Source organism: Candidatus Enterococcus avicola (assembly GCF_047470845.1).
Classification (GTDB): Bacteria; Bacillota; Bacilli; order Lactobacillales; family Enterococcaceae; genus Enterococcus_D; species Enterococcus_D casseliflavus.
Genome location: NZ_JBLGTY010000004.1, coordinates 111,965 through 136,087 on the forward strand (window position 1 = coordinate 111,965; position 24,123 = coordinate 136,087).

The 24,123-nt window shown below is 43.9% G+C and carries 23 protein-coding genes; 10 read left to right on the forward strand and 13 right to left on the reverse strand.

Translation table 11 applies throughout. The features are described 5' to 3' along the window. Positions 1-69 precede the first annotated feature (69 nt). Positions 70-843, forward strand: coding sequence for a MerR family transcriptional regulator (locus ACI3E5_RS05620; RefSeq protein ID WP_074535470.1), 774 nt, complete (start codon positions 70-72; stop codon positions 841-843). A 61-nt stretch (positions 844-904) separates the two neighbouring features. On the opposite strand, the gene ACI3E5_RS05625 is transcribed toward ACI3E5_RS05620, so the two are convergent. Both ACI3E5_RS05625 and ACI3E5_RS05630 read right to left on the reverse strand, forming a co-directional pair. Next, the gene (locus tag ACI3E5_RS05625) at positions 905-1,822 is read right to left on the reverse strand and encodes a LacI family DNA-binding transcriptional regulator (protein WP_010749901.1); all 918 of its coding nucleotides are present in this window, start codon (positions 1,820-1,822) and stop codon (positions 905-907) included. 13 nt (positions 1,823-1,835) lie between these two features. Then, positions 1,836-2,099, reverse strand: a complete 264-nt coding sequence (locus ACI3E5_RS05630) for a hypothetical protein (RefSeq protein ID WP_336682201.1) — start codon at positions 2,097-2,099, stop codon at positions 1,836-1,838. A 194-nt stretch (positions 2,100-2,293) separates the two neighbouring features. Between ACI3E5_RS05630 and ACI3E5_RS05635 the strand changes: the two genes are divergently transcribed. The 5 genes from ACI3E5_RS05635 to ACI3E5_RS05655 all read left to right on the forward strand — a co-directional run bounded on the left by ACI3E5_RS05635 (position 2,294) and on the right by ACI3E5_RS05655 (position 6,523). Continuing rightward, positions 2,294-2,542 (forward strand): helix-turn-helix domain-containing protein, encoded by a 249-nt coding sequence (locus ACI3E5_RS05635; protein ID WP_005234115.1) that lies wholly within the window; start codon positions 2,294-2,296, stop codon positions 2,540-2,542. 176 nt (positions 2,543-2,718) lie between these two features. Next, on the forward strand, positions 2,719-3,654 hold the full coding sequence (locus ACI3E5_RS05640; protein WP_005228500.1) for an ABC transporter ATP-binding protein: 936 nt from the start codon (positions 2,719-2,721) through the stop codon (positions 3,652-3,654). Beyond that, entirely contained in the window at positions 3,647-4,417 is a 771-nt protein-coding gene (locus ACI3E5_RS05645; RefSeq protein ID WP_005228499.1) for an ABC transporter permease, read from the forward strand. The genes ACI3E5_RS05640 and ACI3E5_RS05645 overlap by 8 nt, the downstream gene beginning before the upstream one ends. 151 nt (positions 4,418-4,568) lie before the next feature. Further along, positions 4,569-5,252: an ABC transporter ATP-binding protein gene (locus tag ACI3E5_RS05650; RefSeq protein WP_498821009.1), complete on the forward strand. Its 684-nt coding sequence runs from the start codon at positions 4,569-4,571 to the stop codon at positions 5,250-5,252. Beyond that, positions 5,249-6,523 (forward strand): ABC transporter permease, encoded by a 1,275-nt coding sequence (locus ACI3E5_RS05655; RefSeq protein WP_498821011.1) that lies wholly within the window; start codon positions 5,249-5,251, stop codon positions 6,521-6,523. Before ACI3E5_RS05650 ends, ACI3E5_RS05655 begins: the two co-directional genes overlap by 4 nt. Before the next feature lie 68 nt (positions 6,524-6,591). On the opposite strand, the gene ACI3E5_RS05660 is transcribed toward ACI3E5_RS05655, so the two are convergent. Beyond that, positions 6,592-8,421 carry a glucose PTS transporter subunit IIA gene (locus tag ACI3E5_RS05660; RefSeq protein ID WP_087627907.1) on the reverse strand — a complete coding sequence of 610 codons (1,830 nt, stop codon included), beginning with the start codon at positions 8,419-8,421 and terminating at the stop codon, positions 6,592-6,594. Between the two features lie 290 nt (positions 8,422-8,711). On the opposite strand from ACI3E5_RS05660, the gene ACI3E5_RS05665 reads away from it, so the two are divergent. Beyond that, positions 8,712-9,911: an enolase C-terminal domain-like protein gene (locus ACI3E5_RS05665; protein WP_074933270.1), complete on the forward strand. Its 1,200-nt coding sequence runs from the start codon at positions 8,712-8,714 to the stop codon at positions 9,909-9,911. 94 nt (positions 9,912-10,005) lie between these two features. Here ACI3E5_RS05665 and ACI3E5_RS05670 read toward each other — a convergent pair whose 3' ends face one another. The 5 genes from ACI3E5_RS05670 to ACI3E5_RS05690 form a co-directional block, all read right to left on the reverse strand. Then, complete coding sequence (locus ACI3E5_RS05670) at positions 10,006-10,713, reverse strand: GntR family transcriptional regulator (RefSeq protein WP_005228494.1); 708 nt, start codon at positions 10,711-10,713, stop codon at positions 10,006-10,008. Further along, a complete protein-coding gene (locus tag ACI3E5_RS05675; RefSeq protein WP_074933265.1) occupies positions 10,710-11,036 on the reverse strand; it encodes an MGMT family protein in 327 nt (108 codons plus the stop codon). Before ACI3E5_RS05675 ends, ACI3E5_RS05670 begins: the two co-directional genes overlap by 4 nt. A gap of 139 nt (positions 11,037-11,175) precedes the next feature. Further along, on the reverse strand, positions 11,176-12,564 hold the full coding sequence (gene uxaC, locus ACI3E5_RS05680; protein ID WP_142964588.1) for a glucuronate isomerase: 1,389 nt from the start codon (positions 12,562-12,564) through the stop codon (positions 11,176-11,178). 16 nt (positions 12,565-12,580) lie between these two features. Beyond that, positions 12,581-13,657 carry a mannonate dehydratase gene (gene uxuA / locus ACI3E5_RS05685; protein WP_010749907.1) on the reverse strand — a complete coding sequence of 359 codons (1,077 nt, stop codon included), beginning with the start codon at positions 13,655-13,657 and terminating at the stop codon, positions 12,581-12,583. 3 nt (positions 13,658-13,660) lie between these two features. Continuing rightward, positions 13,661-15,256, reverse strand: a complete 1,596-nt coding sequence (locus ACI3E5_RS05690) for a mannitol dehydrogenase family protein (RefSeq protein ID WP_142964587.1) — start codon at positions 15,254-15,256, stop codon at positions 13,661-13,663. 188 nt (positions 15,257-15,444) lie between these two features. Between ACI3E5_RS05690 and ACI3E5_RS05695 the strand changes: the two genes are divergently transcribed. Further along, complete coding sequence (locus ACI3E5_RS05695; RefSeq protein WP_015510256.1) at positions 15,445-16,113, forward strand: GntR family transcriptional regulator; 669 nt, start codon at positions 15,445-15,447, stop codon at positions 16,111-16,113. Positions 16,114-16,210: 97 nt separating this feature from the next. On the opposite strand, the gene ACI3E5_RS05700 is transcribed toward ACI3E5_RS05695, so the two are convergent. Next, positions 16,211-17,047 (reverse strand): YitT family protein, encoded by an 837-nt coding sequence (locus tag ACI3E5_RS05700; protein WP_005234105.1) that lies wholly within the window; start codon positions 17,045-17,047, stop codon positions 16,211-16,213. Positions 17,048-17,105: 58 nt separating this feature from the next. After that, a complete protein-coding gene (locus ACI3E5_RS05705; protein WP_142964586.1) occupies positions 17,106-18,026 on the reverse strand; it encodes a cation efflux transmembrane domain-containing protein in 921 nt (306 codons plus the stop codon). Between the two features lie 322 nt (positions 18,027-18,348). Here ACI3E5_RS05705 and ACI3E5_RS05710 point away from each other — a divergent pair, with 322 nt between their 5' ends. Continuing rightward, complete coding sequence (locus ACI3E5_RS05710) at positions 18,349-19,140, forward strand: L-threonylcarbamoyladenylate synthase (RefSeq protein WP_034859003.1); 792 nt, start codon at positions 18,349-18,351, stop codon at positions 19,138-19,140. Between the two features lie 84 nt (positions 19,141-19,224). On the opposite strand, the gene ACI3E5_RS05715 is transcribed toward ACI3E5_RS05710, so the two are convergent. Next, positions 19,225-19,542, reverse strand: a complete 318-nt coding sequence (locus tag ACI3E5_RS05715) for a hypothetical protein (RefSeq protein ID WP_142964585.1) — start codon at positions 19,540-19,542, stop codon at positions 19,225-19,227. A gap of 516 nt (positions 19,543-20,058) precedes the next feature. On the opposite strand from ACI3E5_RS05715, the gene ACI3E5_RS05720 reads away from it, so the two are divergent. Continuing rightward, positions 20,059-20,376, forward strand: a complete 318-nt coding sequence (locus ACI3E5_RS05720; protein WP_185953941.1) for an RNHCP domain-containing protein — start codon at positions 20,059-20,061, stop codon at positions 20,374-20,376. Positions 20,377-20,583: 207 nt separating this feature from the next. On the opposite strand, the gene ACI3E5_RS05725 is transcribed toward ACI3E5_RS05720, so the two are convergent. Next, positions 20,584-22,353, reverse strand: coding sequence for an ABC transporter ATP-binding protein (locus tag ACI3E5_RS05725; protein WP_081117932.1), 1,770 nt, complete (start codon positions 22,351-22,353; stop codon positions 20,584-20,586). Positions 22,354-22,355: 2 nt separating this feature from the next. After that, the gene (locus ACI3E5_RS05730; protein ID WP_060791424.1) at positions 22,356-24,065 is read right to left on the reverse strand and encodes an ABC transporter ATP-binding protein; all 1,710 of its coding nucleotides are present in this window, start codon (positions 24,063-24,065) and stop codon (positions 22,356-22,358) included. Positions 24,066-24,123: the final 58 nt, after the last annotated feature.

The window sequence follows — 24,123 nt, forward strand, 5'->3', positions numbered from 1 at the left end:
GCAAAAAAATTTTCTTGACTTTGTCGTTACGTCAACCTTTAGGATACAGGTGTAAGGAGGGAAAAGCCGATGGAATATACGATCAGTGCCTTAGCTAAACTGTCAGGAGTCAGCAGCCGTACCCTGCGGTATTATGATCAGATCAAGTTGTTACAACCGCAACGCACCAACTCAGCTGGTTACCGTATCTACGGGAGACAGGAAGTCGATCGCCTACAGCAGATTTTATATTTTAAGTCTTTTGGGCTGTCATTAGAAACGATCCGCGGAATCTTGGATGAGCCACAAGAATCGATCCAAACGGTCTTGTTGCAGCATTACCAACAGCTTTTACAAGAGCGAGCAGCCCTGGACAGTCTTTTGACCACCTTAGCGCAAACAATTGATTATTATGAAGGAGAAAAGACGATGACCGATCAAGAGAAATTCCGTTATTTTAAGGAACAAAAAATTCGTGAAAACGAAGCGAACTACGGTGCCGAATTACGAGAAGCCTACGGTGAGGAAATCATCGAACAAAGCAACCAAAAGTGGCAGCAGATGACCCAAGTCGATTATCAAGCACTGACCGACAACGAAAACCGCTTGTTGCAGCTGATAAAAGAGCTATTGAATGAAAAGGAAGGGAAACGAATCCCTTCTGACAAAGCCGAAAAGGCTTTTGCTGCGCATCAAGCATGGCTTAAACAAGCAGCGCCCTTTTACTCAGCAGAATATCACCGATCTTTAGGAGAAATGTACGTTCAAGACGAGCGTTTTACCGCCTATTACGATCAAAAAGCAGGCGTCGGCAGCGCGCAGCTGTTGAAACAGATCATTGACCATTACACCAAATCCCATTAAAAAAACGATGCGCAAGCACTGCCCGCTCAGGGGCACTGTTTGCGCATCGTTTCGTCTGTAGCTATCGTTTGATGAACTCATAGGGCATGCGATAGTTGCCGCTTTTTTCCATTACCGCCAATTGGACGGCGGTCTCCCCGCAAGCTTGCAAGTGATGATCGATCGTTGAAAGCTGCAGCAGCTCGCTGATGTATAGATTGTCCCGTCCAATCACGAGCCATTCTCCCGGCGCCTGCGACTGGATCCCAGCAGCAACATGATCCCCATTGGTGAAAATCGCTTCGACTCCTTTATCTGCAAAATAAGCAGCCGCTTCTTTGCCATCTTCTTCCGTCAAACAATCCCAAAAAATCAAGTCTTCGGAAAAGGTCGAAAAATAGTCATGAGCCAAACGGACCGTGATTTTTGAATTGCTGCTGAGCTTGCGGCTACGTCCCAATGTCACGCCGATTTTCTGGATGCCTTGTTCCTTAAAATACGTGAAGACCTCCTTGATCGATTCCTCTCGATCGATATAAGTGCAGCCGTCAGTCAAATACGAGATATTTTCACAAAAGACGATGCGTCCGTATGAACGATAAGGCAATAAGGTTTCGATCGGATTCGCCCGCGAGGTAATGATCAAAGCATCAAAGCTTTTCGCCGCAAATTCTTGCAAATATGCTTCCTCTACTTGCGGATCATAGTTCGTGGCTAAAAGCGTCACCTTATAGCCACGAGCAAACGCTGCTGTCGTGATGCCGCTCAATAATCGATCAAAATAGGGATGATTGACAAACGGTAGGATCACGCCGATGTTTTTGGTTTTGCCGACACTTAATGCCCGCGCCGTGTAATTCGGAATATAGTTGACCTCTTCCATGACAGCCAGGATCTTACGACGCTTTTCTTCACTGACATAAGGATTGTTATTAATGACTCGTGAAACCGTTGAGACCGAATAGCCGGTCAAGCGTGCAATATCCCGAATGTTTGCCATGACTCACTGCTCCTTAAACGAATAATTGTTCTTTCATATAGTCTATCACACTTAGCCCACATGTATAAAATTCATAGTAATCGTTGTGATGGATAAATCCGATGCGCTGAGACCCGAAGTGTTCATCACACGTCAAGTGACTGATCTCATCCACAGGAATTTCTACTAACCGTTCTTGAAAGAACCCTTTTGGCTTCGTCAATACCAGTTGTTGTCCATCAAATGCCAACGTCACATAACAACATTCCGCACAATTTTTCTTCATGTATGTATTCATGTTTCCATCCCGCCTTCCTTTTTATAAATCAAGCATACTGTATGAAACGCGTCTCAGAGCAAGTCATTTGTTTCACTTTTTGACAAAAACCGATCGCCCTTCATGTGAATCACTTCGCATATTTTGCTTTTGTTGGTACAATAAAAAGAGAACAGTGCGAAAAAAAAGCGCTATTTTTTAAGGAGGACCGCAAAGTGACATTAGAAGAAGCTTTTTTATTAGACACCTTGCGTTGCCGCTTCAAATTTTTAAGAGAAGAACGCGGATTGAGCCCAAAAGAAGTATGCCAGCATCTCGATGTGTCTTACCCCGATTACACCTTATACGAAGCAGGCGATCGCTTACCCGATGTATTGACGCTGCTACATGCAGCTTCCCTCTATAATGTTTCTGTCGATTACTTATTAGGACAGACAGAACGACCAGAACGGTATTTATGCTAACAATCGACTTTATCGAAAAAACGATCAAATGGTCGTTTTTTCTTTTGCCTCTTTCCCACTTTTCATCGATTAGCAACAATTGTTATCTAATCAAATGAAAAAAATCAAATCATGCGGTTCTTCTTGAAAAAAAATGATAGAATAAACCATCATACATAGAAGGAGTTCAAACAAACATGACCTATGCACTAGAACTAACCGATTTACGCAAAGTCTATGCTACCGGCGTTGAAGCGTTGCGGGGCATAAATTTGACGGTGGAAGAAGGCGACTTTTATGCCTTGTTAGGCCCAAACGGCGCTGGAAAGTCCACCACCATCGGCATTATCACCTCTCTTGTCAATAAATCTTCGGGAAGCGTCAAAGTCTTCGGCTACGATTTAGACAAAGAATTGGTCCAAGTCAAACAACAGATTGGTCTGGTTCCCCAAGAATTCAATTTCAATCCCTTTGAAACGGTCCAGCAGATCGTTGTCAATCAAGCTGGGTATTATGGTGTCCCACGCAACGAAGCCATCAAGCGCAGCGAAAAATACTTGAAGCAGTCGAATTTGTGGGAAAAACGCAATGTTCGTGCGCGGATGCTGTCGGGCGGGATGAAACGCCGTTTGATGATTGCTCGTGCCCTGATGCATGAACCACGGCTATTGATTTTGGATGAACCGACGGCAGGTGTCGATATCGAATTACGGCGGGAAATGTGGAGCTTTTTGCGGGAATTGAACCAAAAGGGCACAACGATCATTTTGACGACCCATTATTTAGAAGAGGCGGAAATGCTTTGCCGCAACATCGGGATCATCCAATCTGGTGAACTGATCGAAAACACCAGCATGAAGTCCTTATTGGCAAAACTGCAATTTGAAACCTTTCTTTTTGATATCGCACCGATCAAGCAAGCACCAACGATCACTGGGTATCCGATCCAAATGGAAGATGAACAGACCATCGCTGTTGAAGTCGCTCGAGATCAAGGCGTCAACGATCTTTTTGCCCAATTCAGTCAGCAAGGGATCAATGTCCTCTCCATGCGCAACAAATCCAATCGCTTGGAAGAACTATTTTTGAAAATCACCGAAGAATCACACGAAGCGGAGGAAAACCATGTTTAGTCTTTATTTTACAGCCTTAAAAAGTTTAGCGGTCAAAGAGACCAACCGCTATTTACGGATTTGGGTGCAGACCCTCGTCCCACCCGTCATCACTACTTCCTTATACTTTATTATCTTTGGGAAAATGATCGGCAGCCGCATCGGCGAAATGGGCGGCTTTTCTTATATGGAATTTATCGTTCCTGGGCTGATCATGATGTCAACGATCACTAGTTCTTACTCTAACGTGTCATCTTCCTTCTTTTCACAGAAGTTTCAAAAAAACATTGAGGAACTCTTAGTGGCGCCGGTCCCTACCCACGTCATCATTTGGGGCTTTGTCTTTGGCGGACTTGGCCGTAGTATCTTGGTGGGCACATTGGTGACCATCATTTCCCTTTTCTTCGTCCCATTACATGTTTATTCTTGGGTCATCGTTGTCTTAACCCTTGTCATGACCGCCATCTTATTTTCATTAGCAGGGTTGCTAAATGGGATCTTCGCCCAATCCTTTGACGATGTTTCCATCGTGCCAACCTTTGTTTTACAACCATTGACCTATCTTGGAGGCGTATTTTACTCCATCAGCATGCTGCCGCCGATTTGGCAAACGATCTCCAAAGTCAACCCGATCGTGTATATGATCTCTGGTTTCCGTTACGGCTTTTTGGGCACCATCGATGTCCCGATTTTCCTCTCCATCGGTATTTTGGTCTTGTTCATTGTCGTCTTATACAGCGTATGCTGGTACTTGATCCAAAAAGGCCGCGGGCTGCGTAGTTAATTGAACTTAAAATTTATTTTATAGCTTCTTAGCGATTCCCAGTGGGGGTCGCTTTTTTTCATTTAATTTCAGAAACTACTCCTAAAGACTGATTTATTGGCAACTATTTGTGATAGTCTTAACTTATTAATGTTTTTAGAGGAGGAATGTAATGATCGTTTTAGAAACAAGAAAGTTAACGAGGGTTTATGGAAAAGGAGAAACTAGATTCGATGCCTTGAAGGGCATTGATTTAAAAATCTATGCGGGTGAGTCAGTGGCAATTATCGGTAAAAGTGGTTCAGGTAAGTCTACATTGATGCACTTATTAGCCTTGTTGGACCAGCCTACTAGCGGAGATCTATTTTTACTTGGAAGAAATGTCAAAGGAAAAAAGGCTGCTGAATTAAACAAACTGCGAAACGAAACCTTTGGCTTCGTGTTTCAGCAATTTTTTATGAACGCCAAAGATACGGTTCATGACAACGTGATGCTGCCATTGAAAATCAGCGGTATGCGTCGAAATCAACGAAAAAAACTGGTAGATGAAGCACTACAAGCCGTAGAATTGGGTGATAAAGCAAAAAATAAAGCATCTGACCTTTCTGGCGGTCAAAAACAACGGATCTGTATTGCCAGAGCACTCGTCAACAAACCCAAAATCATTTTTGCCGATGAGCCTACTGGAAATCTTGATTCAGCGACGGGAGAAAAAGTCGAAGAGCTATTATTTGATCTTAACGAAAAAGAAAATATCACCCTAGTCATCGTCACCCACGATCCTGATCTAGCTGCCCGCTGTGATCGGCAGATCCATATTAAAGATGGTTTAGTGATTGAGGAGGACGATAAATGAAATTCAACGATTTGTTAAAAACTTCTGCGAAAAATCTGTTGCGAAACAAAGGCCGAACACTCCTGACGATCATTGCTATTTTTATTGGTGCCTTTACCATTTATCTAACGATGGGTATCAACACCGGTATTAATAATTACCTCGATCAACAAATTACAGCTGCCGGTGACAATAGCCTACTAGCAGTCTACAAAATGGATGGCAGTAATAATATAATACCAGCGTCCACTATTCAAGAATACGATCCAGAGAAATCCTCTGCAGAAGCTAACGTAATTACACCTGCAGATATGGAAGTAATTGAAAGTATCGAGCATATTGATACCGTTAAACCAATCAGCTTTTTAGTAGCGGATTACATTCAGGGGAGTTCCACTACGAAATATCAACTCAACGCAATGGCTTCTGGTGATATCGATTTAGAATTAGAAGCTGGTCGACAAGTCAATAATGAAGTTGATGGATTTGAAGTCATTCTTGATCAAGATTATGTGGAAATTTTAGGCTTTAAAGATGCCAAAGAGGCTTTGGAAAAAAAAGTTACTATTGGAGTGTCTTCTCATGCAACTGGTGAACAAGAAACCGTCACAGCAACAATTGTTGGGGTTCGCCATTTCAGCTTTATTCAAGCTGGAATGACTATTTTTAATCAGGCTTTGAGTCAAAAAGTGTTGGAAATTTATGAAGTAGGCTTACCAGAAAACTTAAAAAACCAATCTTTTGTTGTACAGGCATATCTAGAAGAAAATTTATCCAGTGAAGCAATCGATACCATCAAAGAATCTTTACAAGAAAATGGCTTCCAAGGAATGACTATGGAAGATGAAATCAATATGTTTCGTATGGTAATTGATGCGATTACTGGCGTCTTGACTTTATTTGGGGCAATTTCACTGTTAGCTGCCAGCTTTGGTATTATCAATACATTGTATATGTCTGTTCAAGACCGAACCCGTGAGATTGGCTTAATGAAAGCCTTAGGAATGAGCCGCAGCAAAGTTTTTCTGACCTTTAGCTTCGAAGCACTCTTAATTGGTTTCTTCGGCGCTTTCAGTGGGATCGTCGCCGCTTTTAGTTTAGGAAATATCATCAATGACTATGCTTCAAGCACGTTTCTTGAAGCTTTGACCGGATTTCAATTGATTGGTTTTTCTTGGTCGAACACGCTGACTGTTATGGGTGTCATCTTATTGATTGCCTTTTTAGCCGGCACATTGCCTGCTAACCGAGCAGGTAAACTAGATCCAATCCAAGCTTTGCGTTATGAATAAACATAAATAGTTACTGGACAAATAAAAAAAGATGAACTTCGTTAACGAAGCTCATCTTTTTTCTTTTATTAGGCATTCAAGACGACTTTTTCCAGCAATGCACCGGCTTGGTGTCTGCCTTCTAAATCAGTACTTCCAGAAAATTGCTGCACGCGATCCATGTTGGTGATCAAAACGATCACCATGGTTTCTTTGCCTTGCTGCTTGATAAACGGCAGATCCATTTGTGCCAGTTTGGTTTGCGGAGTGACTTGCTCCCCAGCTTTGACAAAGACTTCAAAGCCTTGACCGCCAAGGGAAACTGTATCGATCCCCATATGCACAAGAACTTCAACGCCGTTTTGGGTTTTGATCCCGACGGCATGTTTTGAAGGGAACACAGTGGTGACTTCGCCACTGACTGGTGCAAAGATTTGGCCATCTTGGGACTCGATGGCATAGCCTTCTCCCATCATTTTCGTTGAAAAAACTTCATCTGGTACATCTTCTAATGGGACGTATTCACCATGGGTCACGGCATGCAGATCCACTTCGTTGGTGTAACGATCGCCTTCTGCTGCTTGATTTGGTACCAAGAACCAGCTCATGGCAAAAGATAATCCGATCGCCAAGATGATCCCTAGAACGGCGTAGACAAAGTATTCCCCGATATAGGCTGGCAAACTAAAGATACTTGAAAGAATGTACCCATAAATACGAACACCGAAGAAACTGATGAAGGCAGAAGCTACAGAACTACCAACTGTTGCTGCGATAAAGGCTTTTTTATACTTCGACAAAATCCCGAATAACGCAGGTTCTGTGATCCCTAACAAGCCTGAAACCGCCGACGATAGAATGATCGATTTTTCTTCTTTGGTTTTGACTTTGAAATAAATAGCTGCTGTTGCGCCGGTGATTGCCATATTTGCCATAAACATCATTGGCATCAGCATATCATATCCTTGATTGGCAAAGTTTTGCAAAGCGATCGGGGTCATGGCATGATGCAGTCCCGTGAAGATTGCGATTGGTCGAATCGCCCCTACCACGATTCCTGCTAAGACAGGCGAGATAGTGAATAATCCAGCCACGCCAGCAGCCAATAAGTTTCCTAGATGGATACTGATTGGGCCAATGACCGTTAATGTCAAGATACCAGCGACAAACAACGAAATCGTCGGTGTAAATACGGTGCGCAGAACTTGTGGTAAGAGTTTATCGACCCAACGGTAAATATAGCTGAGTGCCAGCACGGCAAAGATAATGGGAATCACTGTCCCTGCATAGTTAAAGACGGGTACTGGCAATACGCCGAACAAACGAAAGGCGGAAATGCTTCCTTCGGCTACCGCATTGGTCATTGTTGGAAATTGCAGCGTTGCCGCGATTGCGATCGCTAAATATTGATTGGTTTTAAAAATCCGAGCGGCAGAAGCAGCAACAAAAAATGGCAAGAATGTGAATACGCCGCTCGCAATCATGTCGATCACTAAATAGGTATCTGTTTGATTAGAGATGACATTCAATGCCACCAATCCAGCCATCAATCCTTTGATCATTCCTGCGCCAGCGATAGCTGGAACGATCGGACCAAAAACGCCAGAAACGGTATCCATAAATAAGGAAACGGCGCCTTTTTTCTCAGATGACTCCCCTTGGTTCGCTTCATCAAGTCCTAATTCTTTGGCCAAAGGTGCATAATAATCAGCAACATCCGTTCCTATCACTACTTGCAGCTGATTGCTTTGATATTTTGTTCCTACGACTTTGGGTGTTTTTTCTAACGCCGCATAGTCGACTTTTTTCTCATCCTTTAAATCAAAACGCAAGCGAGTCATACAGTGCCATGCATTGTTGATATTGTCTGATCCGCCAACATCTTTAATGATCTGTTTTACGATGTCTTCTTTGGTCATCTTTTTTTCCCCCTGTTGTTTGCTAACGGTCCTGATCCTTTTGACGGGCGCCCTTTCAGGTGTTTCCGTTTTCACACACATAGTAGCATGCTCACACAGACTTGTAAAACCAGTCCTTTTTTGATAAAACTAGAATAAAAACGCTATATATCAACGTTTTATTATAAAATAGGCAAAAATTGGACTGGTTTTATGGTGTATATCCAGTTTTTATTAGACCAAATTGACAGCGGTTGCCAAGCATGTTTCAATGGCTATAGCAACTAGAGACAAAAATTGGAGTGAATGAAATGACACCAACGATCATCACCGACGTCAAAGCCTTTGCGATCAAACCTGATCGTCATAACCTTGTTGTCGTTAAAGTAGAAACGAACAAAGGCGTATCTGGGTTAGGTTGTGCAACCTTCCAGTTTCGCCCACTAGCCGTAAAAACCGTCGTTGACGAGTATTTACGCCCCCTCTTACTTGGCCGCGATGCCAATCAAATCGAAGATCTTTGGCAAGTGATGAATGTCAATTCTTACTGGCGGAATGGTCCGATCACCAACAATGCCATCTCAGGAGTCGACATGGCTTTATGGGACATCAAGGGACAATTAGCCAATATGCCATTGTATCAACTGTTAGGTGGAAAAGCGCGTACGGCGATTCCCGCCTATACCCATGCCGTGGCAGATAATCTCGAAGACCTTTATCAAGAAATCGATCACTTCTTGGCTGAGGGCTATCGCTATATCCGTTGCCAATTAGGTTTTTATGGTGGAAATCCTAGCCAACTGCAAACACCCGATCAGCCCATCGCTGGTTCCTATTTTGATCAAACAGACTACATGGACACAACACTGAAAATGTTTGCTGCGATCCAAGAACGATACGGCAATCAATTTCAAATGCTGCATGACGTGCATGAACGGCTGCATCCAAACCAAGCGATTCAATTTGCAAAAGCCGCTGAGCCTTTCAATCTCTTTTTCCTAGAAGATATTTTGCCGCCGGATCAAAACAAGTGGTTGCAGCAACTCCGCAGCCAGTCGGCGACCCCGATCGCGACCGGCGAATTGTTCAATAATCCGATGGAATGGCAAGAGCTAGTCAAAAATCAACAGATTGACTTTATGCGTGCCCATGTCTCACAAATTGGTGGGATCACGCCAGCATTGAAATTGGCTCACTTCTGCGATGCGATGGGCATTCGGATCGCTTGGCACACGCCGTCTGATATCAGCCCTGTCGGCTTAGCCGTCAACACCCATCTAAATATCCATCTCCATAATGCCGCGATCCAAGAAACGATTGCGATCCCAGCAAATACCCAGTCGGTCTTTGGTGGTAGTCCGCAACCTGAAAACGGCTATTTTTATCCCATCGAGAAAAGTGGGATCGGAATCACGTTCGATGAAGCAGCAGCTGCGGAATTTCCCGTGGTTTACCGTCCTCATGAATGGACCCAGAGCCGTACACCAGACGGCACTTTGATCACTCCTTAAACACAACAAAAGACATCCCCTGTCCAATCGACAGGGGATGTCTTTGTTCTCTCTGGGTAAGGACAACGCAACTGGCACATTTGCTTTTCCAAAATCAATCGATGCGTGAGCGATGGATCTCACGGTCAAAGGGACGGATATAGGTCACAGCATAATCAATGGCAACGATATTGCTGAACTCATACACGCGGCCGTCTTCTAAAATCGCCCGATTGCTGATCTGCATTGCCGGTGTTCCCCGCTTGCACAATAAAATACCCGATTGCGCGGTCGATGTGGTGATGGGGGTATAGCTGGTAATGTAGTGGGAAATTCGGTATCCGCAGCTTTCGACATAGCGTTGGATCGAGTGTTCCACGATTTCTTGTGTCAATTCGGGAAATAGGCTGACGGGCAATTTAGAGGTTTCCAGCTGTTCGATTTTATAATTGACGATCCGCACTCGTTCAAAGGTCCAGACTTCCTCATCTGGGCCTATTTGGAAAATCTGCTGTTCATCCAACGTTGCTACCGCCTTATTCAAGGAAATCATTTTGGAATGGATGCGGTCATAAGGGGTGCGGGTCAAGGAATTAAAGATCATTGGGTTTTTGACCCATTTTTCATGGATAAAAATCCCTGAACCTTGTACCACTTTGACGATCCCGATCTCTTCAAGGTTTTTGATTGCTTGCTGGATCGTAAACCGCGAAACGCCATAGGTTTGCGCAAGGGTTCTTTGGTTGGGTAATTTGCCGGCAGAAAATTCTTCCTGATAGATTTTACTCAACAGATCTTGCACGATAAATTCACGTTTTTTCATAATGGCTCCTTCATTTGAGCGGGAGCGATCTCGCTCATGGACCAACTGCAAGCCTTCATATCGATACGACCACTGGCTTTGAAGACCACCCCTTCATCGACGAGTGCTGCTTTTCGCCCATTGGCGGAGGGACCAACTAAGACGCCATCTGCCCGCACGACACGATGGGCAGGGACATCCTGAGGGCTCAAGCGCATCGCTCGACCGACTGCTCGCGCGCCGTTGATTTGTCCCAATTTCCACGCAATCTGACTATAGGAGACGACTTTACCAAAAGGGATCTGCCGCGCCAGCGCATAGACTTCTTCATAGAATGGATTCATACTGTTCGCTCCTTCTTTGATTCTTTCTATCATAGTACTGGATTCCCTGCCAATAGTAAATGAACAGACGCAACTTTAGCAATAGCCATACAAACACTCGATTCGTTCTCTAGCAAGCCAAGAACGAATCGAGTAGTCATTAGTTTGGAAAATCAAAGTAGTTTTTCGCATTGTGATAAGAGATATCTGCGACGATCTGCCCTAAATATATTTCATCTGCTGGTAGTTGTCCGTCTTCTACCCATTCACTGATCACCTGACACAAAATCCGCCGGAAATACTCGTGGCGTGGATAAGACAAAAAGCTGCGAGAATCCGTCAGCATGCCGACGAAGTTTCCAAGAATCCCGCCTTCTGCTAGGGTCGTCAACTGATATCGCATACCAGAATACGTATCATTGAACCACCAAGCAGAACCTAATTGCAGCTTGCCTTTGCTCTCTTCTTGGAACGCCCCCATCAGCGCAGTCAACACTGGATAATCTTTGGGGTTCAGTGAATACAAAATCGTCTTCGGCAGTAAGCTTTCCGCCTGAAGCTGCGCCAATGTCCGACTTAAGCCGCTCGCTAGACGGTCGTCCCCCATCGCATCACCGCCACTATCAGGCCCTTGTTGTTGGAAAAGCTTTTGACTGTTGTTGCGAGTCGCCATCAGATGCAATTGCGCGGTCCAGCCTTGCTTTGCGTATTGGCGCATCAAGTCAATCAGCAAGCCGGTTTGAAACTGTCTGATTTCTTCATTAGTCAGTGTCCCAGTGGTCAAACGCTTCTGAAAAATCGCTTCAAGTGCAGCGGTATCGTAGGCTTCCTCTCCAAGACGTGACAGACTGTGATCTGCTAAACGACAGCCCCGTTGCTGGAAGTAGGAAATACGCACGGTCAATGCTTCAACCAGCGTTTGATAGCTAGTGATTTCTTTGCTCGCAGCTGCAGCCAATTGCTTAAGGTATGCTGGAAATTCTGAATTCTGCAGATTAATTGCTTTGTCAGGACGAAAGGTAGGATACACAGCAAAGGATTCTTCTGCCAGCTTTTGATGATACGTCAACGAATCAATGGGATCATCCGTCGTACAGATCACCTCAACGGCCATCTTTTTGATCAGCCCTCGTGGTGAAAATTCCTTCGTCTGCAACTGTTGATTGGCTTTTTCCCAAATGCTTGCTGCATTGGCTAGTGTCAACCGCTCATCAATACCAAAGATTCGCTTCAATTCCAAATTGGTCCAGACATATAATGGATTGCCAATGCAAGCCTCCAAGGTCTGCGCCCAAGCACAGAATTTTTCGTAGTCATCAGCATCGCCAGTGATCAAAGATTCTGCAACACCATTGGCTCGCATCAAGCGCCATTTGTAATGGTCCCCCGCCAGCCACGCTTGGGTCAGATTGGTGAAGTTTTGGTCTTCGAAAATCTCTTTCGGATCTAAATGGCAATGGTAATCAATGATCGGCTGCTTTTTTGCATACCCATGGTATAACTCTTTGGCAAAGCTGTTTTTCAAAATAAAATCGTCAGTTAAAAACATTTCTTCGCTCCTTTTCTTAACGCCCCACGCTCTTGTCGATGGCTTCCCACAACCCTAATAAGTAGGAAGCGCCGATCGCCCGATCATATAAGCCATAGCCTGGACGTCCCGTTTCTCCCCAGATCATTCGCCCATGATCTGGTCGAATATAGCCGTCAAAGCCATTTTTGTACATCGCTTCTAGGATCTGATACATGTCTAACGAGCCTTCAGAGGAGAGATGCGGTGCTTCATAAAAGTCTTTGTCATTGCCCAAGTATTGAATGTTACGAACATGGGCAAAAGGAATTCGATCCCGGCGACAAAACTCAGCCAAAATCTCATAGACATTATTGGCTGGGTCTTCGGCGATACTGCCAGTACAAAGTGTGATACCATTTGACGGACTGTCGACCACGTTACAGACCCAATCCAGATCATCACGGTTTTTAACGATACGCGGCAGACCAAAAATCGAATAGGGAGGATCATCTGGATGAACAGCCATCTTGATGCCGACCTCTTCGCAGGTGGGAATGATGGCTTTTAGGAAATAAGCAAAGTTTTCTCTTAATTTGTCATCATCGACATCCTTATACGCAGCAAACAATTCTTTGACATGAGCCAAACGTTCTGGTTCCCAGCCTGGCAAGGTATAGCCAGAGCTTGACTCCTCAACTTCTTTGACGATCTCTTCTGGGTCTTTGTCGATCCCTGCTTTTTCAAATGCCATCGTAGAAGAACCATCGGCTAAGCGATAATCGAGATCCGTTTTGATCCAATCAAAAATCGGCATAAAATTATAGCAGATCACTTCGATCCCGTATGCTGCCAAATTACGAATCGTTTCTTTGTAGTTTTCGATATACAGGTCTCTCGAAGGCAAGCCAATCTTGATGTCATCATGAATATTGACACTTTCGATCACCTTCAGAGAAAGTCCAGCTGCTTCGACTTCTTCCACGAGCGCCTTGATCCGTTCTTTGGGCCAAACTGCTCCAGCAGGCAAATCAAAGAGTGTACCGACGATGCCTTTCATCCCAGGAATTTGACGGATATCTGCTAACTTGATTTTATCGTATTCTTTTCCATACCAACGAAATGTCATTTCCATTTTTTATTCAATCCCTTCTACTGTTTCATGTAATGTTTTACGGACTGCGCCGGTTCCTGCTAGCATCTTAGCGAACAAGTGACCCACGTTTTCAGCGATTCCTGCTTGATAGAGATCCAACCCGAAAATCTGCGGATTTGCTAAGATTGGGCGAATGATCCCTTGAACATCGGCGGCTGTCCCTAACTGACACTCCCGTAAAATCTCTTGCAATTCTGCTAAGAGGGGATCAGGACTTGGGACAAATAGATGGCCTTCATCATCGATCGCTAAGAGATAACGCAACCAGCCAGCAATCGCTAAGGGAATAAAAGTCAGCTCAGAAGCCGAGCCTTCTTTCTCCACATACTTTTTGATGGTTTCGCCAAAACGGATGGCGATTTTCTGTGAGGTGTCTGCGGCGATCCGCTGTGGGGTGTCAGGAATCAGCGGATTCGGTAAACGAAGACCGACCACCTCATCGATAAATTTCTTTGGCTGAATGATCTCAGGATCTTCCACTACCGGTAAGCCTTCACGATAGCCGATTCCTTTGATCAAAGCGACAATATCTGGATCGGTCATTTCCGCAGCAATGGATGTATAGCCGAGTAAACAGCCGAACAAACTCATTGCCGTATGCAGTGGATTCAAACAAGTTGTGACTTTCATACTATCGGTTTTGTCTACGATCTCTCGACTCGTCAAGATCACCCCTGCTTTGTCTAAATTCGGGCGACCGTTCGGGAAATCATCTTCAATCACCAAGTAATGAGTCGCCTCTGTGTTAGCAAACGGAGCGATCGTCGTTCCTTTATCGGTCCGGATGACTGGCAACTGCTGAATGCCAGCTGCTGCTAATTCTTCTGCAACTGCTGTTGAAGGATTTGGCGTAATCCGATCGATCATTGACCACGGAAACGTCACTTGCGCGTTGTTTTCTAAGTATCGAACAAACGCTTCTGAAACATGCCCCAGCTTTTGCCACTCTTTTGCGATGGTGACCATCGCCGCTTGGAAACGGAGCCCATTTTGCGAAAAATTATCGGTGGAGACCATAGCGATCGGAAGAGCCCCTGATTGAAAACGATCCCATAAAAAGCTAGCCAAAATGCTCATTGTATGGTTGACCTGATGAGGACCCGCAGCGAGATCCGCTTGGACGACAGGCAAAAAATTCCCCTGACTGTCTTTTAAGCCATAGCCTTTTTCTGTGATTGTTACGGTGACCAATTGTAGTGACGGCTCACGAAATACTTTGCGTATATGCTCATAACTCGCAGTGCGGGAAGGATGGCAATAATAACTAGCCGCCGTTGACTGGAGCAATTTTTTCTCCAACCGTCCCCCTTCGTGCATGATCACTTCTAAAATGTCATTCTCGTAAGGCGCGTACACTTGATCGATCACTTGTTCATCAAAGGTTTCACACACTACGATTCCTTTTGACAACGCTTGTTGATCGATCAACGTTTGGGCTACTTCTGCGTGAAATGCCCGATACAAATTTCCCCCACCAAAGTGTAGCCATTGAAACTGAGTATCTGATTGATCCCTCACTTCTTTGGGAACGACCGGCATCGTAACTCCTGCCTGCTTCAAGGCAGTAAAATCAAACATCCTACTTCCTCCTTTTCCTTAAAACTGATATATTAGTATTCTAGTTCATTCCATACTGAATTGCAAGCCTTTACAAAAGGTTATTCAACTTATATACTAGTTTTATTACTCAAAACTATCCCTAGGCACTTTCCTTCAGAGTTTTTCTTTCGAAGGGAATTGAATGCCTGATACAGAAAGAAGCGTTTATGTTGAACCCTACAAATTTTCAATCACAAGCTTATGAATCAATCAAAGAATTGATTTTAACCGCCAAACTGATTCCCGGTCAAAAAATATCTGAAAAGGAATTGGAGCAACGACTAACCATCGGCAGGACGCCGATCCGTGAAGCAATTATTCGTCTGCGCCGTGAAGCACTGATCCATGTCGTTCCCCAAAGCGGTACCTATATTTCTAAAATCAGCATCAAACAAATTGAAGAAGCTCGTTTTGTCAGAGAGACGCTTGAAAAAGAAGTATTCGTAGCTGCCTGCCAAGCCGTTACAGAAGAACAGCTGAAAGAACTAGAAAAGCTCGTTATTTTGCAGCGGACCTATGCCCAATTGAAGGACGAAATCGAATTTTTCCAACTTGACGAGGCCTTCCATCAGTTGATTTATAAAATCGCCGACAAAGAGAATGTCTGGAATTGGCTACAAACGATCAATCTGCCTTTAAATCGCTTCCGCTTCTTACGTTTAGAGGTGGAGGAATTGTCTTGGGAAATTATTTTGCGGGATCACGAAGAAATCTTAGCAACCTTAAAAGAAAAAGACCAAGCCAAAATTGCTCCCTTGGTCGGACAACACATTGATGTCATTGATAACGATTTGGTTTTTGTGGAAAAAGCCTTTCCCGATTACTTTACGGAGTAAAGCTATTTGAAAATCATGGACCTTAAAAACCACCCTCGTCGAGTAGATAGCCTACTTGACGAGGGTGGTTTCATATGCTGAACAAGCGAGAATACGATCATTCAATGGGATGATAACTAAAACCTTGCCCCAGTACTTCTGAGACATTATTGACGATCACAAACGCTTTTGGGTCAATCGTCTCAATGATTTGTCTGATCTGCATAAACTCTTGGTCGCTGGCAACGATCAGCAGCACTTGCTTGTCGGCTTGCTGGTAACCGCCTTGGGCAGCCAACAGGGTCGCGCCCCGAGCTGTTTTATCAAAGACCGCTTCTCGAATCTCATTCACGTGGTTTTCACTTAAAATCATGATAGATTTCTTTCGGTTAAAGCCGGTTTCAATGTAGGTCATCACACCAGAGGTGATCACGATCGATAAGATCGCAAACAAGAACTCTTCAAACCCGAAAACGAACAAGTTCATGGAAACAACGATCGCATCGGTCGCCAGCAAGCCAATCGCTGGATTCAAATTAAAGTATTTCTTGAAAATCAGCGGTGGAATCGTTGTGCCGCCGCTGGAAGACTGATTTTTGTACAAAATCGCTACTCCTAAAGCAAAAATCGCACTGCCAAAAATCACGGAAAGCAACCGGTCTTCAGCCACCATATATTCCGGAACTAAAGCAATTGCTACTGGAAAAGCAAAACTACCATAGAGGACTTTCAAAAAAGGCCCCTTCCCTAAAAAGGCATAGGCAAGAATAAGCATGAGAATATTCAAGACCATGATCACAGCCGCTCGATCCCAACCGAGTGCTGACTCTAATAAAATACCGATTCCGCTGACACCGCCAGCTGCCACATGATGCGGGCCCAAAAATAAATTGATGCTTGCCGCTAACAAGAAAAGCGCTGCGGTGATTTTTCCATAGGTTTTCAGAATTGTCATTTGTTTCCTCTTTTCTCTGTCATTTTCACGGTTTATTCAAGCTGCTTTGCAGCCATTCTTACTCCTCACTATACGCCCATTTGATGTCACCGACAAAATTTATGTTTAGCCAGAGGGAATAACCGGAAATCTGTTGGCTGATTGCCTGATTCAATCGTTCTCGCAAGGGATCTTGCTGACCTACTGTATCGAGAGGCGTTGCAGGTAAAATCACTACATCTAATTCCACAATGACTTGATTACCGACTTTGGCGGTACGTAACACAAAGTCCACCACTTCTTCTGCGCGCAATTCTTTTTCAACGATCGTCATGATGGTCTCCCTCAGTTCTTCTTTTGGAGTAGAAGAAGTCAATTCTAAAATCGCTGCTTTCAACTCTTTTATCGAAAGCTGGATAAAGAACAAGGTGATCCCGATGGAGATGATTGGGTCGACATACATCGCAAAATTCCCATAGGGACTGGCTTGGATCAGCCAGGACACAAGAAATGAACCGACGACACCCAGACTAAAGAAAAAGCCGAAACGCCATTGTTCTAGTTCCACCCAATAAAAGGGATGGGTCAGTGGTTTCTTTTTTAAGTACAAGTAAAAAGAGAAACAGTAGATCGTACCAACCAGCGAGAAATACAAACCGATTGGATCAATCATGCCATCACTGACCTGTAATAAACTAAAAGCAGACTCAATGATCCCATAAATTGAGATCAGCAGGATGATACTATATTGAATAAATACCACTAATGGCATCAATGCCTCTTTACCGAATGGGAAACGTTCAAAATCTTGGGCTTGGATATATTTTGCCACGTACAAAGCAATCAATGACATCACTGCACCAATCAATGTATAGACCCCATCTAACAAGAGGACGTTATAACTGACCAGCAACCCAAAAAGCAAGGCACCGCCACCATAGATACTCCCAGCGACAATCGATGCCAACAAAAGCTTGCGTATTTTTTTCTTTTCACTCATGATACTCCTCATCTTTCACAAAAAAACTATTCTTTTGATTGTGTTCTTCTATCTATAAGCCTATCTTCCCATATAAATAACATGAAAAACAGTCAATTTTTTCATACAAAGCGGAAAAAAATAGTGTTGCTGTCAATCATTCACTCTATTCTCTAATGACGTATATACGGTTTTCCTCTTCCTCTCTTTTTACATTCTGGTGTAAATCCCCTTGACTACACAGATTGATTCCCTTATCATCAAGGGTAACCATATTCAATCAGAATTTTCAGAATATTCCGTTATATTTTTCATAACGGCGATTCATTGGAAGACAGGGAGGATGAAGAGAGTGAAAGAAACAAAACAAGTCCCATGGACAGGAGAACCAAATCAACGTGCGATCAACTATTTGAATGAAGAAGGCAAAGTGATCGTTTGCCCAACCAAAGTCGGCTATATCATTGCCGTCTCTGATAAAAAAGGGCTGGAACGCAAGTTTTCAGCGAAGAATCGCAAGCGTAACAAACCAGGCGTCGTTCTTTGCAGCTCATTGGAACAGCTACATGAATTAGCCGAACTAAATGCGGAAACCGCCGCCGTTTACGAAACTTGCTGGAACAATGACGTGTTATTCGGTGCAATTTTGCCTTGGAAAGAATCAGGAAAAGCCTATATCCCAAACGATGGTTCAGAAGAATTGATGACGGACGTTCGGGGAACCAGCTGTTTTGTGATCAAATTCGGTGTCCCTGGTGAGCAGATTTCAAAAGAACTTTGGGATCAGAAAAAGAAATTGCTTTTCGCCAGCTCAGCGAACCCTTCAGGCAAAGGAAACCGCGGACTTGTTGAAGGGATCGGCGAACAAATCGCGCAAGAAGCCGATCTAATCATTGAAGGCAATGACTATGTTGCATCGATCCAACCAGACAAAACGCTGGAAACCCGCTATGAGCAAGGAGTCATGGTTTCTTTCGTTGATAAAGACGGCAACTTGATTCCTGAGCAAGGAGACCAACGCTCCATCACACCCGCACCTGTCTTGATCCGTAAAGGACTCGATGTTGAAAAAATCCAAATGTACCTTTCTGATCACTTCAACTCATGGGACTATCGCCACGGGGAGTACTATTGATCTTTCATCGTCAACAAAGAACCGAAGAACGAGCTAGCTGCCCTCCTTTTCAAGGAGAACCGCTCAGCTCGTTCTTCGGTTTTTCTATCGTGTTTCTTTCAAAAGCTGAATGATCTCTGCCTGCTGTTTGATGATCATATCTTGTTGCTTGATTTTAATCCAGTTTTGATCGATTTGGATAGCTGCTCCGAGGTCTTTGTAACTGAGTTTGGGGATCTCCATGAACAGTCCGCGGTGAGCAGCTAAGTCATTAAAAATCTGAACAGACAGACCCTCACTCAATTCATGAACCTCTTTTTCTACAATATACTGGTTGATCAGGTCTTCTACAGTCAAACTCTTTTTTCGTTTCTTGCCTTGTGTACCATTCGAATTTTCGGATTTCTTGTTCGTACCAAACATTTTTGTTCTCCTTTCGTTAGGTCATCCTTCCTTCATTTTGTGATTCCGTGTCTCTTCTTCAGTGACCAAAATAAAATCGAGCGAAACCTACATGTAAACATTTTGTCACAAAATAGCATTATTATCTACATGTTATTGTTTTTAACGATAAAAAAAGAGGGATGAATTACGATCTGGTTTTATCTGTCTTAGAATTCCAACTTTATTTCTGCTATAATACCCTCATAAACACATAGGAGGTACTCGATGAAAAAGCATTCCTCAATTGCTTTCTAGGGGACGACGCCAATGACAGTGACTTTGGACTACACTTACTGCTGGGTTGTGGGCTGCCGCAACACAGTGCTTAGCACAAAACGAAAAAACTAAGCGTGGTACGGATTGCGAAATCGCATGAAGCTGGAAGCAGAAGTAATCGTTACGGACGGTGAATGTGTCCCTAGCCAAAGAAGCCTGATGAAGAACGAACGGAACCCTTTTCTCTCAAAAGAAATCATTCTTTTGGAGGAAGGCAAAATGAGAAAAAATGAAAATACGACCTTTGTTTGTAAAAACTGCAGTACGCCTGTGGCACCCTTGACCAATGGTTCTTACCGCAACCATTGTCCCCAGTGTCTCTACTCGTTACACGTGGATATTCGCCCGGGTGATCGTCAAAATACTTGCCATGGCTTGATGCGACCGATTGACTATCGCCAACATTCCAAAAAAGGCTATCAGGTGCTGCATGAATGCACCCGCTGCAAAAACCAGCAGTGGAATATCGTGGCACAGGATACGCAACAGCCAGACCATTTTATTGAGTGGTTGGCTCAAACCGCTGCGTATCACTAAAAAACCAAAGAAGACCATGCTTAAGGCTGGTCTTTTTTGGTTATCAGAACAACGGACCCCTTATACCACTAACTGCTCATAGACATTGTCGTCATAAGAAGCGCTTGCTTTAACCTAAAAAAAACAGCCCGCTGTTTCGTCGATTGGTTGACGAAATTGCGGGCTGTCCTGCTAGTGTCTTCTTGATGATTTTACGTTGGTTTGCGCTTATTCAAAAACGAATTGATTGTGATACAGTTCCGCATAAAAGCCGTCAGCCGCCACCAATTGATGGTGATTGCCTTCTTCAATGACTTTGCCATCCTTCAAGACTACGATGCGGTCGGCATTCAAAATCGTCTTCAAGCGATGGGCGATCACAAAACTGGTTCGACCTTTGATCGCTTCATCCATTGCTCGTTGAATTTTCGCTTCGGTCACGGTATCAACGTTACTGGTGGCTTCATCCAAAATCAACAATTCTGGATTGGTCAAAATCGTTCGGGCAATACTCATCAATTGTTTTTGACCAGTACTGAAAAGATTATTCTCTTCGGTGATCTCCGTGTCATAGCCTTTTTCCAACGTCATAACAAACTCATGGATATTGGCTTGTTTCGCTGCTGCAATGACTTCGGCTTCAGTCGCTTCTGGTTTCCCAAAAGCAATGTTTTCGCGAATCGTCCCTGAGAACAACACGGATTCTTGCAAAACGATTCCCACTTGAGAACGCAGCAGATCCAAGTCTAGCTCCCGGATGTCGATGCCGTCAAAGGTCACAGAACCACCATTCACATCATAGAAGCGATTCAATAGGTTCATGATGGTCGTTTTTCCTGAACCCGTCGGTCCGACTAATGCGACCATTTCGCCTTTGTTGACTGTGATCGACACATCTTTTAGGACCAATTTTTGACTGTCATACCCAAAGTCCACATGATTCAAAGCAACCGCCTCTTTGATGCCCTTCACTTTGATCCCGTCTTTTGGTTTGACCTCATCGGGTTCATCAAACATTTCATTGATTCTGCGCGCACCGGTGATCGCCAATTGAATCATGCTGTAACCAGAAGAGATCTGCATCAATGGTTGATAATACTGCTGCGAATACTGGACAAAGGTCACAACTAATCCTAAAGCAACGGAACGTTCTAAGTCACCGTTCAATGCTAACCAGCCACCAAAGAAAATCACGATTGCCGTGTTCAACAAGGACATCCCTTGCATCAAGGGGAAAAGCAGCCCAGAGTAGACTTGCCCTTTGTAGGTAGCTTCGCGGACTTGTTGGTTGTGGACCAAGAAACCGTCGATGGTTTCTTCTTGCAGTCCATTGGTGATGATGATTCGTTGACCACTGATTTTTTCATCGACATAGCCGTTTAATTTTCCGACTTCATCTTGCTGCAGATCGACATATTTGCGGGCTTTTTGGATCACGATCACCGCGATTAAGACCGCAATCGGGGTAGAAGCAATCGTTGCCCATGCCAATTCAACGTTTTGACGGAACATCATGATCAAGATTCCCACCATTAAGACTACATTGGTCAGCACTTGCAACAATGCTTGGTTCAGACTGTTTTGGATGTTATCCAAGTCACTGGTAAAACGGCTCAAAATATCACCGTCTTGATGAGAATCAAAGAATTTGATCGTCAATTTTTCCAGTTTATTAAATAAACCGATCCGCATTCTGTTGGTTGATTTCCCCACCACTTGCGTGAACAAGATACTATAAACAAAATTGGCTGCACTGGCTAAGACATAAAAAATCAACAATTTCCAAATGATCGATAGAAAAGCTGATTTATCATCGACCCCTTGCATCAAACCACCAACATAATTCGCCAACTCTTGGAACGCTTCTCCGACAAAGACTGGCGCTTGCACTTGCAGATACGTTGCCAGAATCACCGTCACAAAAATGAATAGAAACGACCACTTGTATTGTTTTAAGTAATGGTAGAAAAATTTACTCGCTTTGAACAAATCTGTCATGGTTACTCCTCTCCTTTCTGTGTTGCGAAGATTTCTTGATAGATGGCATTGTTATTGGCTAAAAATTCATGGCTTCCTTCACCAACCAGACGTCCATTATCTAAAACGAAGATGCGGTCGGCTTTCACAACAGAGGCAATCTTTTGCGCGATGATGATCGTTGTCGTGTCTTTTAATTGTTTTTCAAACGCTTCGCGAACCAATTTTTCTGAACGAGCATCTAATGCACTCGTACTATCATCCAAAATCAAAATTTTCGGTTCACCGATCACTCCTCGAGAAATCGATAAGCGTTGCTTTTGCCCTCCAGAAAAATTGCTGCTGCGCTCGGAGACCGGCGCTTCAAACCCAGCGGTCAATTTTTGAATAAATTCACTGGCTTGAGCGATTTCCGTTGCGCGAGACATCTCAGATTCTGAGGCGTCTTTTTTCCCTTGCCGCAAGTTTTGGGCAATCGTTCCTGAAAAGAGGATCGCTTTTTGCAAGACAAAAGCGACCGTTTTACGCAAGCTTTGTTCATTGACTTCTTTCAAGTCAACGCCGCCAACTCGCACGACACCTTCCGTTGGGTCAAACAAACGAGGAATCAGCTGCGCCAGTGTTGATTTGCCGGCACCAGTCGCCCCTACGATCCCAATCATTTCGCCAGGTTTGATGGTAAAACTGATAGCCGTTAGGGCATTTTTTTCATCCCCAGGGTAACGGAAACTGACGTTTTCAAAAGCGACACTTCCAGACAACTCTTGTTCTGGGACATCTTGGTATTGCAGATCCGGTTCGGTATCTAGAATCTCTTTGATCCGTTTTAGCGAAACTGCAGCCCGCGATGTCATCATCATCATCATGCCGCCGATAATGATCGCCATCATAATTTGCATCAAATAATTCATGAATGAGGCAATTCCCCCAATCAAGGTTGGATCATCTTTCGCTAGATCACTGACAAAGAAGATCGCGCCGACGACGGCTAAGTTGGCTGCCAGCATAAAGGAGGGGATCATTACAGAGAACAAGGTTCCTACGATAATATTATGCTTCGTTAACGTTTCACTGACTTTGGAAAAGCCTTGTAGCTGGTTTTCTTCTTGAACAAAAGATTTCACCACACGAATCCCCATCAAATTTTCTTTGGCAATCCCATTGATTTTGTCGATCAAGTTCTGGATGATCATAAAGTGTTTGCCCATCCGTGTAAAGGAGAGTGCCGTAATCACTAGGACAGCGATAATTAGTAAGACGATGATCCACCAAAGTTGCGGCATGGTTGTCATCGCCAAAATGAAGGCACCGATAAATAAGAACGGGATGCGAAACAACGATTGCAGCGAGATCATCACTAAGTTTTGAATTTGCGTGATGTCATTGGTCAAGCGCACCACTAGGTTTCCTGCCGAGAAGGTTTCGATATTACCAAATGAGAATGTCTGGATTTTCCGAAACATCTCTTCCCGAATATCGGCACTAACGCCTTGCGCCACTTTCGCAGAAAAAATCGTGTTGATAATCCCTGCAACAAGGCCTAGCAATGCTAGCCCAATCAGCTGCACACCAATTTTTTTCATTTCATCATTGTTTTCGGTAATAATTGATTCTAGCACTTGCTGCAAGAGCTTCGGCTGCCATAATGCAGCAACGACCATTAAAATGACCGATAATAAGGCAATGCCGGTTGCCGCTTTGTACTTTTTGACATGGCGTAAGACCAGATCCATATACGTACCACTCCTTTGTGTTTAGCAGAAAAGACTGCCAAAAAATTTCGGTTGCACA